The organism is Pantoea sp. Cy-639 (genome assembly GCF_011752525.1).
Lineage (GTDB): Bacteria > Pseudomonadota > Gammaproteobacteria > Pseudomonadales > Pseudomonadaceae > Aquipseudomonas.
The window spans coordinates 118397-135663 of record NZ_VWXI01000004.1 but is presented as its reverse complement, the minus strand read 5'-3'; the positions used below and the strand labels follow the sequence as shown (position 1 = coordinate 135663).

The window sequence follows — 17267 nt, the reverse complement described above, 5'->3', positions numbered from 1 at the left end:
TTCTCAGAAGTCCAGACCTAACCGAGGATCAGATTCCGGAAAAATAACGGCTGGAGCGAAAGCTCTGCTGTCGGCCAGATGAAATAAAGAAACAGAAACGCCGAAAACAGCAGCAAGTACGCAAAGATGAAAAAGTACGTCCGGCGCACCAGCACCAGGGCGTTGACGCAGTACAACATATTGATGAACACCAGCGTGCGCAGCAGGCGGATGAAAATTTCCGACTCGAAGTAGAGCACGGCAAAGAACAGCGACAACAAATTGATGTTCAGTACGAAGACCATCTCCCGCTCACGCAAGGTGGCAGCCCGCAAGCGCAGAATGTCACGCCGCTCACAGACCACGACCAACCCCATGAGCAGCACCGAAAGCGCGTGCACGCAGACACTGAACAACGAGCTCTTGAGAGACACCGAGTAGTAATCGAAATGCGCACTGACACTGGCAGGCAGTGGCAGGTAGTTACGCCCCAGCACATACACCGTATAGAACGCGAGCAGACAGAAGAGAAAACGCCAGATGTTGTACGCGCGCTGCAACGGTACGATGACCAACGCCAGATAGACAAACGACGATTGATGGACAGTGGTGGCCAGGAGAATCAGCAATACGTACATGAAGCGCCCGCCGAGCCCACCCCTGAACAGGCACACCAGCGCCTGCAGGATGATCACGAAGGCCAGGAAGTTGCGCAGCAATACATAGTCCAGGGCGAAGAAGCACAGGGCATACATCAGCAACGAAAGGAATGGCGCACGTGTCTGCACCAGCAGGTAACGCCACAACAATCCGAGGGTCAACGCCGCAAACGCGATCTGGAAGGCCTGGAAGCCAAGCCCCAACTGGTTGCCCAGTACATTGAGGTAGCCATAGCCCACCTCGACGCCCCACTCCGAGATCTCTCGGGTGTAGTACAGCTCGTATCCGTCGCGATCACCGTTCCAGGCATTCCAGCCAAACAGCAACCACATCACCCCGAGCAGGGGCAATGTGAGGGCAATGGAAAGGCGGTGCCGGGTCAGCTTGAGCATCATTTCAAGCCAATGCGCTTCTTGAGGTAGGCGCCAACGCTCTCAACCTTGGGAATGCCCAGCACCTCGCGAAGCCAGCGGGAAACCCTCGACTTCAGCGAAAAGAAGTCCGGACTGAGGATGATCTTCGCCACCTGCGTTTCAAACGGCAGGTCGATCAGCAAGGTCTTCGGGTGCACCAACGGGAACAACACAGGCTTGGTCGGCAGGCCACAGAACCGCTCGACCATGACGTTGTCCAGGCTGTTGCCGCCGTGCGTCGAATCGTTGTCCACGCCGATATTGGTGATCTGGTTCACGCTCGGCACGATGGCGTACATGTTGTGCGCGCGCACACTGAAACTCATCTGGTAGTCCCAGGAGTAGAACCTGCCGGTGGCAGCCTTGGCGTCGAGCTCATATTCGATGTTGTACTTGTCCTGGCAGTACAACGCAGGATAACGGTACTCGGCCTTGATGCGATTGCGGATGTACGGATCCTGCCAGAGCTGCAACTCGCCGTCGTAGCACTCGGAGAACTTCTTCGACCATGACGCCCAGCCACACGGCATCATGTTCTGGGTGAACAGGTAGCTCGCGCCGTCGGCCGGCTGGTAGTCCTTCAGGTAGTTGGTGCCGCAGATCCACAGTACGCGACTGTCGTCGCGGTAGCGCTCGAGCATTTCCTGGCAGAAACGGAAGAATGTCACCTCCGGGAAGTTGTCATCCTCCAGGAAGATGGCCATTTCCTCGCGCTGGAACACCCACTTGGCACCCTCGCCAATATTGGCATAGACGCCGATATTGCTCGGTTCGTATTTCTTGATGACCTCACAGTCCCAAGTGATGGCCGCTTCGATTGCTGCGCGACAGGCCTCGACCTGCTGATGCTCCTCCACCGTGCGGCCGCCGTCCGACAACAGGTAGAGCCTGGCCGGCGCCACTTTGGCGATCTGCTCCAGAACCTTCAACGGTTTGTCGACGCGCTTGAACAGCAACAACACGACAGGGATTTCAAACTGCTTCACAAGGTGCCCCCAATAATGACCGTCTTCGCGCAGCCTGTACCGGCCTTCATTAATAATCCTTGATCTTGCGCACCAGCGAGCAACTGTATGCGATCTCGATCAACGCGGAAGTGGAAAGTGCGAGCACGACAGCGTACACGCTCCACGAAATCCACAGGTACAGACCACAGCAAGCGTAGAAAACCGCGACCGACACCAACTGGTTGCGCAGAACCCAGTCGTAGCGCTGGCGTGGCACATAGATGAAGTAGATGTGGCTACCCACGATCAGCACGGTCAGGATATTGAGACTGAGCAATACCGCCAGCGGGTAAGCCTGATCCATCTGGCCATGCGACACGAAATCCACGATCCAGTAGCCGAACACCGCCACCGAGCCGACGCACACGATACCCAGCAGGATCTCGATCTTGATGATCCGGTTGATGAGGCTGCGAGTGGACGACCTGACCAAAGCCGGGAACAGCGCGGCATTGATATTCGAAACCAGCAGGCTCGGAACCGAGAATATCTTGTTGGCCAGGTCGTAGATCGCCACTTCGCGCATACCGAAACAGGCACCGATGATCAGCTCGACACTCTTCTGCTTCAGGGTATTGGTCGCAGTGGACCAGAAGAACGGCTGGACATCCGCCAGGCCCTTGGTAATCCGCCGCCACTCAGGCCAGACCAGCTGGCATTGCGTTGCCCGCACAGCAAAGAAGAACAGCACCAACGCCGACAGCACGTTCGCACCGACCACAATGCTGGCGTACATGAGCACGTCCGCTTCGTTGTTCACCAACACGAAGATCACTGGCAGCGAGGCCAGCTTGAGCAGCAGTTGCACCACCGTGACCAATTTCATCCGCTGCTGGCCATGGAAGTACCAGACTGGCAGAAAAATACTCGAAAGCACATTGGCGAAGCAGACCCAGAACAGCAGTGCATGCTGCTGCATGAACGGCACCAGATTGAGGATGACCGCGAACACGATCAGTGCCAGTGCGGCCAGCAGCAGTTTCGCTGCAGTAATCACGCAGATCAGCTCGCCATGTGCCCGATGATCCTCCTGCCGGACCGAGACCTCCTTGGCCGCATGGATGTCGAAGCCAAAGGTCACGAAGACCATGAAATAGGCAGCGGCACTGGTGGCAAAGACGAACAGGCCGAAGCCCTCGACCCCTAGCGACTTGATGACATAGGGATAGATCAGCAGGTAGAAGAACGAGTTCATCACCTGCAGCGCCGTCATATGGAAATACGTGCTGACGACTTTTATGTTGGCCTTCAACGACCGGTTAATAACCGATAAATTCACAATCCACCCCTGTACATAGAACCATGCGCCGACTGTCTTCCTGGCACAGCGACAGGATGGATATCAATTAGCAATGACGTTCTTTGCCGCGTCCTGCCCGACCGGACGGGCAACCAGCGCTTCGCCACTGACGAATGCACGACGCTCGGACGCCCCCACCAGGAACTGCAGGACCAGGATACCGGTCACTGACAGCAGGCCAAGCAGCGCCCCAATGGCAACGAACAACGCCTTTCTCGGACTGACCGGATACGCCGGCTCGAACGCCTGACGATCAACACTGACCAGGCCGAGATTGTTCATATTGGTATTGATGGAGAGCAAGCGCGTCTTTTCCGAACGAAGCTCCTTGATACCCTTGATGTAGATATCTTCGTTCTGACGCTGCTGCAGGAACTGCGAGCGACGATTGTTCTCCAGGAGCTTCAGCTCTCGGTAGATGCTGGCAACCCGCTCATCGGCAAAGTCATCGTTCTTGCGCTGCAGCAACACCCTCTTCTCCGCCTCCAGCGCTTGGGTGCCCATGAAGTACAGCGGGATGGACTGATTATTCACCTCGGTCCGCATCACGCTGGCCTGCCCGGAGGTGCTTTCCGCCGCCATGGCGGACGGCGTGGAGGGTGTGACGATGCCCAGCGAATGGGCCACCGAAATCGCCTCGGTGAGCTGGGCGATCCGGTTCTCGCGCTGGCGCTTCAACTGCGCCCGCAGAGCAACCAGTTCATCCTGCAACTCGGCCCGCTTGATCGAATCGGCCTCCAGCAAAAGCGCGACCTCACCCGCCTTGCCCACCTTGTAGGCTTCTCGCGACGCATCCAGCTTCGAATCGATTTCGGTCAGGCGGTTTTGCACAATGATGCGCAGGTCCGATGCGACCTGTTCCTTTTCACGATTGATAGCGAACTGCACGAAATTGTTCAGGAGCGTTGCGCCATCCACCCCCTTGGGGTAGCGCAGATTCAGGCCGATGTAGATCGACAGCAAGTCCCTGCGCTTGTCATCAGGCTGGAACAGCGACAGCGCACTGGTATTAAACTGATCGAACGCCTGGTCGAACGACATCCCTGGCCGCGTGAAAGCCTTGGCCAGCTCGGGGTTGCTCATGAAAAAGCTCAGGCGGGTATCGTAGGAGTCCAGCGCCGCACCAACCCGTCGCAAGGCCTCTGCAGGCGGAAGCGAATAGACCTCGGTGCGGTTCAGTTGGTCGAGGTCATTCAAGGCGGCAGGGCGCAGTATCGTGCTGGTCTCGTAGATGGGAGTCAGCGAATAGGCGTAGATCCCCGCCAGCAGGCCACCTGCCAGCATCACGCAGGCGATCAACAGCTTGCGCGCAAACAGGTGCTTGATCAGCTGAAGCAGGTCGATTTCATCGGTAACAGGAACAGCACTGGCTTGGAACACATTTGTCACGATCGAGGCCCATAATCCGTTCAGCATGGTTCCATCCAAAGCTGGCACGCCCCCAGATCCTGGCGGATGCCTCCATGGCTATTTGCAGATGGACAAACGAAGATTGTGTCATCTTCCCCAATCGAGAACCAGCCCCCGCCACACAATGCCTGCCACGCCCACGCCCCTTACCCCCTGCGCTCGCGAGCGCTGCGCAGGGCATAGAACAGCAAGCCACTGGCAAACCCGGCCAGGCAAGCCAGGAAGGTACCCGCGACAATAATCAGCAGTTTTCGTGGCTTGACCGGTGTATCGGGCACCACCACTTCGCCATCCTGGCGATACACCTCGAACTTCGGTTCACGGCCGAGCAGATCCTTGTAGGTATCCAGCGAAGCTTCCATCTCCCTCAGGCTCTGCACGAACGGATCATCCGAACCGCGCTGCTCCAGGCCGCTTATTTCGGCCTTCAAGGCGTGCGCACCACGGAAGTAGGTCAGCTCACCGTTCATGGTGCCCACACCGCTGTCGGGCGCGCCCTTGAACATGCCGGAAGGCTGCTTCAGACCAATGGCCTCGGCAATGGAAAGCGCCTCCCGGAGCTTGACTAGCTTGTCGTCCCGCCGCTCATGGGCAACCTTGCGCGCACCGGCGATGCGCAACTCCAGCCCCTTGACCGCTACGTCAATTTCGCTGCGCGTATCCTTGAGCAGCAGTTCGCCCGCCTTTCGCGCCGCCAGCGCCGTATAGGCGACAACCCAATCGGCCGACCGAACCCGGTCAGTCGTGGACGCCGTTACCGCGAACAGATGGTCCGCACCCACAACCGGCTGCACGACAAGAGAGGCCTGCAGTCTCGCATAGAGCACATCCTGAGCCAGGCCGCGCTCGGCCTCGGACAACGAAGGAAGGAAGACATCACGGTAGAACTCCTGACGCAGCGAGTCGGACTGCAGCTGGGCGGAGAAGAAGCCATATACCTTTTGCGGCGTCAGGGGAGAAAGATCAGTGGCGCCGGCACGCCCAAGGTTCAACTCGACGATATCGCCCAGCGACGGGGGCATGACACGGATTTTCGCTTCATAGATGACAGGCGCAGTGCGCAGATAAAAGATCGTGCCGGCCAGAACCAGAATAAAGACCAGAAGAACGATGGCTTTTTGTTTCCAGACTCCACGCAGAATTTCCAGCAGATCGATTTCAGTTTCGTGACGAGGGCTCTGCGGCTCTTTATTCATGTATTTCAGCGTTCCTTTCCAGCAGTTCTGACTGTGTTGTCAAAATTTTGATTCGCAACATCAATATGCCACCCCAGAAGTATAGCGCCCGCCGCCATGAAAGGCGGGCAATCCAACCCGAAGGAAAACAGGTGAAGTAGAACCCAGGCCAACCCGAAAGTTCACCATGGACATACGCAGAATCATTTACTGAAACAGTTATCGCCACGTACCTGACGAGTGGCAGGCACTAACAGCAGATGAAACAAGTCGGGCGAAAAGCCTGACTGCCGCAAATCCATCAAAAGCAGAATGCCAGCAGTCATTGCATCAGCTGGAAACATCGAGGCGAGACGCATGCGACCAGAGCCCCGGCTCGACTCTCGACCTCAGCGCTGCTTGCGCCGCAGATAGCCGAGCAACCCAAGGAAAGGCCCTACCGCCAGACCCAGCACCAGGGCGGCGATCAACAACACAGCGATCGGCAGGGAGGGCGCCGACCACCCAAACAGCACCAGGGAGACCGCTTGCTGATTCTCCAGGACGAAGAACAACACCAACGAAACGAGCAACAAAAAAAACAACACCATCGCGGCGCGCTTGATATTACGCATTGAAATAATCCTTTTGATTTCAGTGCTGCAGGTCCTGATCCTCCTCATTGACCCGATCCCGCAACTCTTTCCCAGGCTTGAAGTGTGGCACGTACTTGCCTTCGAGACTGACCGACTGCCCGGTCTTGGGATTGCGCCCGACGCGCGGCGCCCTGTAGTGCAGAGAAAAACTGCCGAATCCACGGATCTCGATTCGATCCCCGGTGGCCAGGCATTGTGACATCTGTTCAAGCATGGTCTTGATGGCCAACTCCACATCCTTGGATGAGAGTAGCCCCTGATGGGTGACAATACGTTCGATCAGCTCCGACTTCGTCATATTTTTCCCTTCGTTATCAAGCAGCTAGATCATTGCTTAATCAGTTTGTAGCACGCTCCGACAGTTTTGAACAGGCCGGTTCTTGACTAAACAAAAAAATTCAAAATCAGGGATTTCCGACTCGCCGCCGCCAACCAACCCAAACGCCCTGTCACGAACAGCTTCGAGCAGAATCGCAGGCAAAAAAAAGGGTGACCCGAAGGTCACCCTTTTTACCGATCAAACAGAACTCAGTTCTGCTTGGCCATTGCTTCGCGCAGCAGCGCAGCCATGGTGGTATCGGCAGCCGCTTCCGGAGCGTTCTTCAGGCTCTGGATGGCTTCGCGCTCTTCAGCGTCGTCCTTCGACTTGATGGACAGGCTGATAACGCGGGACTTACGGTCGACGCTGATGATCTTGGCTTCGATCTCTTCGCCTTCCTTCAGGACGTTACGCGCGTCTTCAACGCGGTCACGACTGATTTCGGAAGCCTTCAGAGTAGCCTCGATGTCGTCAGCCAGGGTCACGATAGCGCCCTTGGCGTCAACTTCCTTGACGATACCCTTGACGATAGCGCCCTTGTCGTTCAGCGAAACGAAGTTGGAGAACGGATCGTCTTCCAGCTGTTTGATGCCCAGGGAGATGCGCTCGCGCTCTGGGTCAACCGACAGGATGACGGTTTCCAGCTCGTCGCCCTTCTTGAAACGACGCACGGCTTCTTCGCCAGCTTCGTTCCAGGAGATGTCCGACAGGTGAACCAGACCGTCGATGCCGCCGTCCAGACCAATGAAGATACCGAAGTCGGTGATCGACTTGATGGTACCGGTGATCTTGTCACCCTTGTTGAACTGGCCGGAGAAATCTTCCCATGGGTTGGATTTGCACTGCTTGATACCCAGGGAGATACGACGACGCTCTTCGTCGATGTCCAGAACCATGACTTCCACTTCGTCGCCAACCTGAACGACTTTCGACGGGTGGATGTTCTTGTTGGTCCAGTCCATTTCGGAGACGTGCACCAGACCTTCAACGCCTTCTTCCAGCTCAGCGAAGCAGCCGTAGTCGGTCAGGTTGGTGACGCGAGCCATGACGCGAGTGCTTTCTGGGTAGCGGGCTTTGATAGCAACCCATGGGTCTTCGCCCAGTTGCTTCAGACCCAGCGAAACGCGGTTGCGCTCACGATCGTACTTCAGGACCTTGACGTCGATCTCGTCACCAACGTTGACGATTTCCGACGGGTGCTTGATACGCTTCCAGGCCATGTCGGTGATGTGCAGCAGGCCATCGACGCCGCCCAGATCAACGAACGCACCGTAGTCGGTGAGGTTCTTGACGATACCTTTGACCTGCTGGCCTTCCTGCAGCGATTCCAGCAGAGCTTCGCGCTCGGCGCTGTTTTCGGCTTCCAGGACGCTGCGACGGGAAACGACAACGTTGTTGCGCTTCTGGTCCAGCTTGATGACCTTGAATTCCAGCTCTTTGCCTTCCAGGTGGGTGGTGTCGCGCACTGGGCGGACATCAACCAGGGAGCCCGGCAGGAACGCACGGATGCCGTTAACGTCGACAGTGAAGCCGCCCTTAACCTTACCGTTGATAACGCCCTTGACCACTTCTTCGGCAGCGAAAGCAGCTTCCAGAACAATCCAGCACTCGGCGCGCTTGGCTTTTTCACGGGACAGCTTGGTTTCGCCAAAGCCGTCTTCGACCGCGTCCAGCGCAACGTGAACTTCGTCACCGACCTTGATGGTCAGCTCGCCAGCTTCGTTGATGAACTGCTCGAGCGGGATGACGCCCTCGGACTTCAGGCCAGCGTGAACGGTAACCCAGTCGCCGTCGATGTCGACAACGATACCGGTGATGATGGCACCCGGCTGAAGATTGAGGGTTTTCAGGCTTTCTTCAAAGAGTTCTGCAAAGCTTTCGCTCATTTTAATTCCTGTAGATTCGGGCGAAACAGACGCCCATAGCCACATTCCAGACAATGTGGGTTTCGTTTAAGTAAAGAAGCGCCGACAGGACGTTGACTGGTGCCCCTGCCTGCCCTCCTCTCCATCAGACCAGGTCGCGCAGGGCGAGCTCACTTCTGATGCGTTGCAGCACCTGCTCGATGGACAACTCCGTGGAATCCAGCTGAATCGCATCGGCCGCCGGCTTGAGCGGGGCCACTGCGCGCTGGGTGTCACGCTCGTCGCGCGCACGGATCTCATCTAGCAGACTTGACAGACTAACATCTTCACCCTTGCCCTTCAACTGCAGGTAGCGTCGACGGGCCCGCTCCTCGGCGCTGGCGGTGAGGAACACCTTGAGCGGTGCATCCGGGAACACCACGGTACCCATGTCGCGCCCATCGGCGATCAGGCCTGGCGCCTCGCGGAAGGCACGCTGGCGCTGCAGCAGCGCTTCACGCACCGCCGGCAGCGAGGCGACCATCGAGGCGCCGGCACCCACCGTCTCGGTGCGGATGACATGACTGACATCCTCGCCTTCGAGAATGATCTGCTGCAGCTTGCCCGGCTCGGCGGCGATGAACTGCACATCCAGATGCGCAGCCAGGGCCTTGAGCAACTCTTCGTTGGTCAGATCGACACCGTGATTGCTGGCATTGAACGCCAGTAATCGGTAAAGGGCGCCGGAGTCGAGCAGACGCCAGCCCAGCTCGCGGGCCAGCAGCCCGGCGACAGTACCCTTGCCCGAGCCACTCGGCCCATCGATGGTGATGACCGGTGCTTGCGAATTCACGACTTGCCCTCTTCTGCGACACGAATGCCGACCTCGGCGCACAACGCCAGGAAGTTCGGGAACGACGTGGCGACGTTGGCGCAATCATGGATGACGATAGGCGCACTGGCACGCAGCGAGGCCACGCTGAACGCCATGGCGATACGGTGATCGCCATGGCCATGGACTTCGCCACCACCGATCCGACCACCTTCGATGATGATCCCGTCCGGGGTTGGCTCGCACTTCACGCCCAGGGTGATCAGGCCGTCGGCCATGACCTGGATACGGTCCGACTCCTTGACCCGCAGCTCTTCGGCGCCACGCAGCACGGTGCGCCCTTCGGCGCAGGCAGCAGCGACGAACAGGACCGGGAACTCGTCGATGGCCAGCGGCACCAGATGCTCGGGAATGTCGATGCCCTTGAGCCTGGCCCCACGCACACGCAGGTCAGCCACCGGCTCACCGCCGACTTCACGCTGGTTTTCCAGGGTAATGTCGCCGCCCATCAGACGCAGGATGTCGATCACACCGGTGCGGGTCGGGTTGATGCCGACATGCTCAAGCACCAGCTCGGAGCCTTCGGCGATCGAAGCGGCGACGAGGAAGAACGCAGCGGAGGAAATATCCGCCGGCACTTCGATGCGGGTTGCGACGAGCTTGCCGCCAGATTGCAGCGAGGCGACCGGACCATTGGTCTCGACGGCATAGCCAAAGCCACGCAGCATCCGCTCGGTGTGATCGCGGGTCGGCGCAGGCTCGGTGACCGTGGTCTTGCCTTCGGCGTACAGCCCCGCCAGCAGCAGGCAGGACTTGACCTGGGCACTGGCCATCGGCAGCGTGTAGGTCAATGCCTTGAGCTTGTGCCCGCCACGAATGGTCAGTGGCGGGCGACCATCCGGACCAGTCTCGACCACCGCGCCCATTTCCCGCAACGGGTTGGCCACGCGGTTCATCGGACGCTTGGACAGCGAGGCATCGCCCGTCATGGTGACGTCGAACGACTGGCCAGCCAGCAGCCCCGAGAGCAGACGCATCGAGGTACCGGAGTTACCCACGTACAGCGGCCCAGGCGGCGGCTTCAGGCCATGCAGACCGGCACCATGGATGGTCACCCGACCATGGTGCGGACCTTCGATGACCACCCCCATGTCGCGGAAGGCCTGCAGCGTGGCCAGGGCATCCTCGCCCTCGAGGAAGCCTTCGACTTCGGTGGTACCCTCGGCCAGCGAGCCAAGCATGATCGAACGATGGGAGATCGATTTGTCGCCTGGTACGCGGATCCGTCCGGACACGCGGCCACCAGGTTGGGCCAGGAAAATCAGGTCGTTGGCGTTCATAGCGTCCACATAGGCCCGACGGGCCAGGATTTTACTGAAATGCTCGCGGGCAACCCGGGCGCGAGTGAACACACCCAGCAACTGGTGCCCGTCCCCAGCATCGACCGCGTCGCGCAAGGCGTCGAGATCGCTGCGAAATGTATCGAGAGTGCGCAGGACCGCTTCCCGGTTGGCGAGGAAGATGTCATGCCACATGATCGGGTCGCTGCCGGCAATTCTCGTGAAATCGCGGAAACCTCCCGCAGCGTACCGGAAGATCTCCAGGTTTTCATTGCGCTTGGCCAGCGAATCGACCAGGCCGAAGGCCAGTAGGTGCGGCAAATGACTGGTCGCCGCCAATACTTCGTCATGGCGCTCGACCGACATGTGCTCGACATCGGCCTCCAGCGCACGCCACAGGCGGTCGACCAGCGCCAAGGCCTGCGGATCGGTTTCCGCCAGCGGCGTGAGGATCACCTTGTGGCGACGGAACAACGCGGCATTGGATGCCTCCACCCCGCTCTGCTCGGAGCCGGCGATCGGGTGGCCGGGCACGAAACGCGACAGGTTCGCGGCAAAGGCCTCGCGGGCGGCACGCACGACGTTGCCCTTGGCACTACCAACATCAGTGATCACCGCCGCGCCCAGGTCCAACTGCGCCAGGCGTGCCAGGAGCTTCTCCATGGCCAGGATCGGCACGGCCAGCTGGATCACGTCGGCACCGACGCAGGCCACAGCCAGATCCGCCTCGCAGCGGTCGACCACACCCAAAGCCACCGCCTGCCTGCGCGATTCGGCATCCAGGTCGACACCGACCACTTCGCGGCACAGGCCGCTTTCGCGCAGCCCCTTGGCGAAGGAGCCGCCAATCAGGCCCAGGCCCACAACCACCAGACGGTCGATGATCGGTGCGGGATTGTTTGTTACAGCATTAACCACGAGTGCGAACCCTGTTCAGAAATCAAGACAGTCTGTGAGCCCCATCGCCGGACAAGCCCGCGTCCACGCCTTGGCCATGGAAGCGGGCCGACACAGGGACAGCCCCTGAAGCTTTCCTCAGAGCACCGCTTTCGGATACGAGCCCAGCACCTTCAGCGCCACAGCCTCCTGGCTGATCTGCTCGAGCACCGCCTTGATCAGCGGGTCACGGTGATGACCAACGAAGTCGATGAAGAACACGTAGGTCCATTTACCACTGCGCGAAGGACGCGTCTCAATACGAGTCAGGTCGATGCCATTCTCATGGAACGGCACCAGCAGCTCATGCAGCGCTCCCGGCTTGTTGCTCATCGAGACGATGATCGAGGTCTTGTCGTCGCCGGTCGGCGGCACTTCCTGGCTGCCGATCATGAGGAAGCGCGTGGAGTTGTCCGGACGGTCTTCGATCTTCTCGGCAAGGCGGGTCAGCCCGTACAGGTTCGCCGCCATGTCGCCGGCGATCGCCGCCGAATTCCACTCCCCCTTGACCCGCTTGGCCGCCTCGGCGTTGCTCGACACCGCCACGCGCTCGACATTCGGGTAATGGGCATCCAGCCATTTGCGGCACTGGGCCAACGACTGGGCATGGGAGTAGATGCGGCTAATGCTGTCGGTCTTGGTATTCTCGCCCACCAGCAGATGATGGTGGATACGCAGCTCGACCTCGCCGCAGATCACCATGTCGTGCTCGAGGAAGCTGTCCAGGGTGTGACTGACCGCGCCCTCGGTGGAGTTCTCCACCGGCACCACGCCGAAGTTGACCGCACCAGCCGCCACTTCGCGGAACACTTCGTCGATCGCCGCCATCGGGCGACTGACCACGGCGTGGCCGAAATGCTTCATTGCGGCAGCCTGGGTGAAGGTGCCCTCCGGGCCGAGGTAGGCGACCTTGAGCGGCTCTTCCAGGGCCAGGCAGGACGACATGATCTCGCGGAACAGCCGCGCCATCTCTTCGTTGTCCAGCGGCCCCTTGTTGCGCTCCATGACCCGCTTGAGCACTGCAGCCTCACGCTCGGGACGATAGAACACCGGCTTCTCGCCCTCAGCCAGCGTGGCGGTCTTGACCTTGGCCACTTCCTGGGCGCAACGGGCGCGCTCGCTGATCAGCTCGAGGATCTTCTCGTCGAGGCTGTCGATACGCACCCGCAGAGCCTTGAGTTCCTGCTCGGACATCAACCGTGCTCCTTCTCGAATTCAGCCATGTACTGCACCAGCGCCTCGACAGCCTCCTGGCCCAGGGCGTTGTAGATGGAAGCGCGCATGCCGCCAACCGAACGGTGGCCCTTGAGATTGAGCAGGCCACGGGCGTCGGCGCCCGCCAGGAAGGCCTTGTCCAGGCGCTCGTCGGCAAGGCGGAACGGCACGTTCATCCACGAACGGGCGTTGTGACTGATCGGGTTGGTGTAGAAGTCGCTGGCATCGATGAAACCGTACAGACGGTCCTTCTTCGCCCGATTGCGCTTCTCCATGGCCTCGACGCCACCCTGCTCCTTGAGCCACTCGAACACCAGGCCAGAGAGGTACCAGGAATAGGTCGCCGGGGTGTTGTACATCGAACCGTTGTCGGCCGAGATCTTGTAGTCGAGCATGGTTGGGCAGCTGCTGCGGGCACGGCCAAGCAGATCCTCGCGAACGATGACCACCACCAGGCCGCTCGGGCCGATGTTCTTTTGCGCACCGGCATAGATCAGGCCGTACTGCGACACATCGATAGGACGCGAGAGGATATCGGAGGACATGTCGACCACCAGCGGCACCTCGCCGGTCTCGGGAACCCAGTCGAACTGCAAGCCACCAATGGTCTCGTTGGACGCATAGTGGACGTAGGCGGCATTCTTGCTGAGCACCCACTCGTTCTGGCCCGGAATGGCCAGGTAGTCGTAAGGCTTGGCGCTGGCGGCAACATTGACGCTACCGAAGCGACGAGCCTCTTCGATGGCCTTCTTCGACCAGATGCCGGTCTCGACATAGTCGGCAATGCCGTTTTCCGGCAGCAGGTTCAGCGGAATCTCGGCGAACTGCTGGCTGGCACCGCCCTGGAGGAACAGCACCTTGTAGTTGGAGGGGACAGACAGCAGGTCGCGCAGGTCCTGCTCAGCCTTTTCGGCGATGGTCACATAGTCGTCGCTGCGGTGGCTCATTTCCATCACGGACAGGCCCTTGCCGCGCCAGTCCAGCATTTCCGCCTGGGCGCGCTGCAGGACTGCATCGGGAAGCGCGGCAGGACCGGCGCAGAAGTTAAAGGCTCGTTTGCTCACATCCACTCTCGCTCTGACAAATAGAACAAATCGTCATTCATCGGCCCGCCTGGATCGGGACCGCTGTGCGGCCCTTCGTCGGCAAGGCCGGCTCCTGCAGGCGGTGCGTCATGCCTGCAGGAGCCGGCCTTGCCGACGAAGGGCCCCTCTAATCAGTCAAACGGGGCGACCTTGGTCGCCCCGTTCGGGTTGTTGCTGCGCTTATTCCTGCGGCGCCTCTTCGGTATCCGCGCCGTCCTCGCCCACCGCGTCGAGCGGGGCGCCCTCCTCGTCCGTCTCGAGCATCTCGTCGAGCTCTTCCTCGGATGGCTCCTGGACGCGCTCCAGGCCGACCAGCGTCTCGTCGCTGGCCAGCTTGATCAGCGTCACGCCCTGGGTGTTGCGACCCAGACTGGAGACCTCGCCAACCCGCGTGCGCACCAGCGTGCCCTGGTCGGAGATCAACATGATCTCTTCGCCTTCCTGCACCTGGATCGCGCCGATCAGCAGACCGTTGCGTCCTTTGGTACCCATGGCGATCACGCCCTGACCGCCACGCCCGCGACGCGGGAACTTGGACAGCGGGGTGCGCTTGCCGAAGCCACGCTCGGAGGCGGTGAGGATCTGCGCGCCCGACTCGGGAATCAGCATGGAGATGATCCGCTGCCCCTTGCCCAGCTTCATGCCACGCACGCCACGGGCGTTACGGCCCATTTCGCGAACCACGCCCTCGGCGAAACGAATCACCTTGCCGGCGTCGGAGAACATCATGACTTCCTTGGCACCGTCGGTGATGGCCGCGGCGATCAGGGTATCGCCTTCCTTGAGCTTCAAGGCGATCAGGCCATTGGAGCGTGGGCGGGCGAACTGCACCAGCGGGGTCTTCTTCACGGTACCGGAGGCGGTCGCCATGAAGATGTAGGCGCCCGTCGGCTCGGCGATCCACTCAGGGGTATCACCGTCTTCCTCATCGACCTCCTCGGCCTCGATCACTTCGCCTTCGAGCACGGTCTCTTCCGCGTCCTCCAGCTCTTCGTCGACGCCAGCGCTCTGCTGCAGGGCCTCGAGGTCGATCTGCAGCATCGCGGTGATGCGCTCGCCTTCTTCCAGCGGCAGCAGGTTGACCAGCGGTCGACCGCGAGCGGCGCGGGAGGCCTCGGGAATTTCGTAGGTCTTCTTCCAGTACACCTTGCCCTTGCTGGAGAACAGCAGCAGGGTGGCGTGGCTGTTGGCGACCAGCAGGTGCTCGATGTAGTCCTCGTCCTTCACGCCGGTAGCCGACTTGCCCTTGCCGCCACGGCGCTGGGCCTGGTAGGCGGACAGCGGCTGGGTTTTCGCGTAACCGCCATGGGAAATGGTTACCACACGCTCTTCTTCCGGGATCATGTCGCCGTAGTTGAGGTCGTGGCTGGCATTGAGGATTTCGGTACGACGCGCGTCGCCGTATTCGGCACGGATCGCCTCCAGCTCCTCGCGGATCACTTCCATCAGGCGCTGGGCGCTGCTGAGGATGCGGATCAGCTCGCCGATCTGCTCGAGGATCTCCTGGTACTCGGCCAGCAGCTTCTCGTGCTCCAGGCCGGTCAGGCGGTGCAGGCGCAGATCAAGGATGGCCTGGGCCTGCTCCGGCGACAGGTAGTACTTGCCTTCACGCAGGCCGTATTGCTCCGGCAGGTCTTCCGGACGGCAGGATTCGGCACCGGCGCGCTCGACCATGACCTGCACGGCGCTGGACTCCCAGGCAGTGCTGACCAGCGCTTCCTTGGCCTCGGACGGCGTCGGCGAAGCCTTGATCAGGGCGATGACCGGGTCGATGTTGGACAGCGCGACCGCCTGGCCTTCGAGGATGTGGCCACGCTCGCGGGCCTTGCGCAGCTCGAAAACGGTGCGCCGGGTCACCACCTCGCGGCGGTGGCGGACGAACGCCTCGAGCAGGTCTTTCAGGTTCAGCAGGCGCGGGCGACCATCGATCAGCGCAACGGTGTTGATACCGAACACGCTCTGCAGCTGGGTCTGCTGGTAAAGATTGTTGAGCACCACCTCCGGCACCTCGCCGCGACGCAGCTCGATGACGATGCGCATGCCGTCCTTGTCGGACTCGTCGCGCAACTCGGTGATGCCTTCGATCTTCTTCTCTTTCACCAGCTCGGCGATCTTCTCGATCAGACGCGCCTTGTTCAGCTGGTAAGGGAGCTCGGTGACGACGATCTGCTGGCGACCGCCAACCTTGTCGATGTCCTCGACTTCGGAACGGGCGCGCATGTAGATGCGACCACGGCCGGTGCGATAGGCCTCGATGATGCCCTGGCGGCCGTTGATCAGGCCGGCGGTCGGGAAGTCCGGACCCGGGATGAACTGCATCAGCTCATCGACCGTGATGTCGGAATTGTCGATCAACGCCAGGCAACCGTCGATCACCTCGCCGAGGTTGTGCGGCGGGATGTTGGTCGCCATGCCCACGGCGATACCGCTGGAGCCGTTGACCAGCAGGTTGGGGATCCGGGTCGGCATGACCGCCGGGATCTGCTCGGTGCCGTCGTAGTTGGGCACCCAGTCGACGGTTTCCTTGTGCAGGTCGGCCAGCAGCTCGTGGGCCAGCTTGGCCATGCGCACTTCGGTGTATCGCATGGCGGCGGCGTTGTCGCCGTCCACCGAACCGAAGTTGCCCTGGCCATCGACCAGCAGGTAGCGCAGCGAGAATGGCTGCGCCATACGCACGATGGTGTCGTACACGGCAGTGTCGCCGTGGGGGTGGTACTTACCGATGACGTCACCGACCACACGGGCGGATTTCTTGTACGGCTTGTTCCAGTCGTTGCCCAGTTCGCTCATCGCATAGAGAACGCGACGATGCACGGGCTTCAAGCCGTCACGCGCATCGGGCAGCGCTCGCCCGACAATCACGCTCATCGCGTAGTCGAGGTAAGACTGTCTCAGTTCGTCTTCGATATTGACCGGGAGGATTTCTTTGGCCAGTTCGCCCATGAGAAGCCTGATTCCTTTTTCTGGTGAAACTTCGCCTGATCCCTCGAAGGACGAACGAAGCTCGCCGCCGCAGCGCATCAGGGTGCGACGACATACGACAAATCAATGAGTTGTGCCATGGATCTGCGCAATGAAGGCCGCTTCAACGAGCGGCCTTGGAAACTGCCGGATGGT

General features: G+C 60.2%; 13 protein-coding genes. All 13 read right to left on the bottom strand.

What is annotated here, in order from left to right; translation table 11 throughout:
• Positions 1-17 precede the first annotated feature (17 nt).
• Entirely contained in the window at positions 18-1034 is a 1017-nt protein-coding gene (locus F3J43_RS06855) for an EpsG family protein (protein ID WP_205297689.1), read from the bottom strand.
• Positions 1031-2038 carry a glycosyltransferase family 2 protein gene (locus tag F3J43_RS06850; protein ID WP_166884057.1) on the bottom strand — a complete coding sequence of 336 codons (1008 nt, stop codon included), beginning with the start codon at positions 2036-2038 and terminating at the stop codon, positions 1031-1033. Before F3J43_RS06850 ends, F3J43_RS06855 begins: the two co-directional genes overlap by 4 nt.
• Before the next feature lie 49 nt (positions 2039-2087).
• Complete coding sequence (locus F3J43_RS06845) at positions 2088-3338, bottom strand: oligosaccharide flippase family protein (RefSeq protein ID WP_166884056.1); 1251 nt, start codon at positions 3336-3338, stop codon at positions 2088-2090.
• Positions 3339-3401: 63 nt separating this feature from the next.
• The gene (locus F3J43_RS06840) at positions 3402-4775 is read right to left on the bottom strand and encodes a Wzz/FepE/Etk N-terminal domain-containing protein (protein WP_166884055.1); all 1374 of its coding nucleotides are present in this window, start codon (positions 4773-4775) and stop codon (positions 3402-3404) included.
• 140 nt (positions 4776-4915) lie between these two features.
• Positions 4916-5965: a Wzz/FepE/Etk N-terminal domain-containing protein gene (locus F3J43_RS06835; RefSeq protein WP_166884054.1), complete on the bottom strand. Its 1050-nt coding sequence runs from the start codon at positions 5963-5965 to the stop codon at positions 4916-4918.
• Positions 5966-6333: 368 nt separating this feature from the next.
• Positions 6334-6558: a LapA family protein gene (locus tag F3J43_RS06830; protein ID WP_166884053.1), complete on the bottom strand. Its 225-nt coding sequence runs from the start codon at positions 6556-6558 to the stop codon at positions 6334-6336.
• A gap of 19 nt (positions 6559-6577) precedes the next feature.
• Entirely contained in the window at positions 6578-6877 is a 300-nt protein-coding gene (gene ihfB / locus F3J43_RS06825; RefSeq protein WP_166884052.1) for an integration host factor subunit beta, read from the bottom strand.
• 230 nt (positions 6878-7107) lie between these two features.
• Positions 7108-8784, bottom strand: a complete 1677-nt coding sequence (gene rpsA, locus F3J43_RS06820; protein ID WP_166884401.1) for a 30S ribosomal protein S1 — start codon at positions 8782-8784, stop codon at positions 7108-7110.
• 124 nt (positions 8785-8908) lie between these two features.
• A complete protein-coding gene (gene cmk, locus F3J43_RS06815; RefSeq protein WP_166884051.1) occupies positions 8909-9595 on the bottom strand; it encodes a (d)CMP kinase in 687 nt (228 codons plus the stop codon).
• Positions 9592-11832: a bifunctional prephenate dehydrogenase/3-phosphoshikimate 1-carboxyvinyltransferase gene (locus tag F3J43_RS06810; RefSeq protein ID WP_166884050.1), complete on the bottom strand. Its 2241-nt coding sequence runs from the start codon at positions 11830-11832 to the stop codon at positions 9592-9594. The genes cmk and F3J43_RS06810 overlap by 4 nt, the downstream gene beginning before the upstream one ends.
• 117 nt (positions 11833-11949) lie before the next feature.
• A complete protein-coding gene (gene pheA, locus F3J43_RS06805) occupies positions 11950-13044 on the bottom strand; it encodes a prephenate dehydratase (protein ID WP_166884049.1) in 1095 nt (364 codons plus the stop codon).
• Entirely contained in the window at positions 13044-14129 is a 1086-nt protein-coding gene (serC, locus tag F3J43_RS06800; protein WP_166884048.1) for a 3-phosphoserine/phosphohydroxythreonine transaminase, read from the bottom strand. The genes pheA and serC overlap by 1 nt, the downstream gene beginning before the upstream one ends.
• A 201-nt stretch (positions 14130-14330) precedes the next feature.
• Positions 14331-17093 carry a DNA gyrase subunit A gene (gene gyrA, locus F3J43_RS06795; RefSeq protein ID WP_166884047.1) on the bottom strand — a complete coding sequence of 921 codons (2763 nt, stop codon included), beginning with the start codon at positions 17091-17093 and terminating at the stop codon, positions 14331-14333.
• Positions 17094-17267 lie beyond the last annotated feature (174 nt).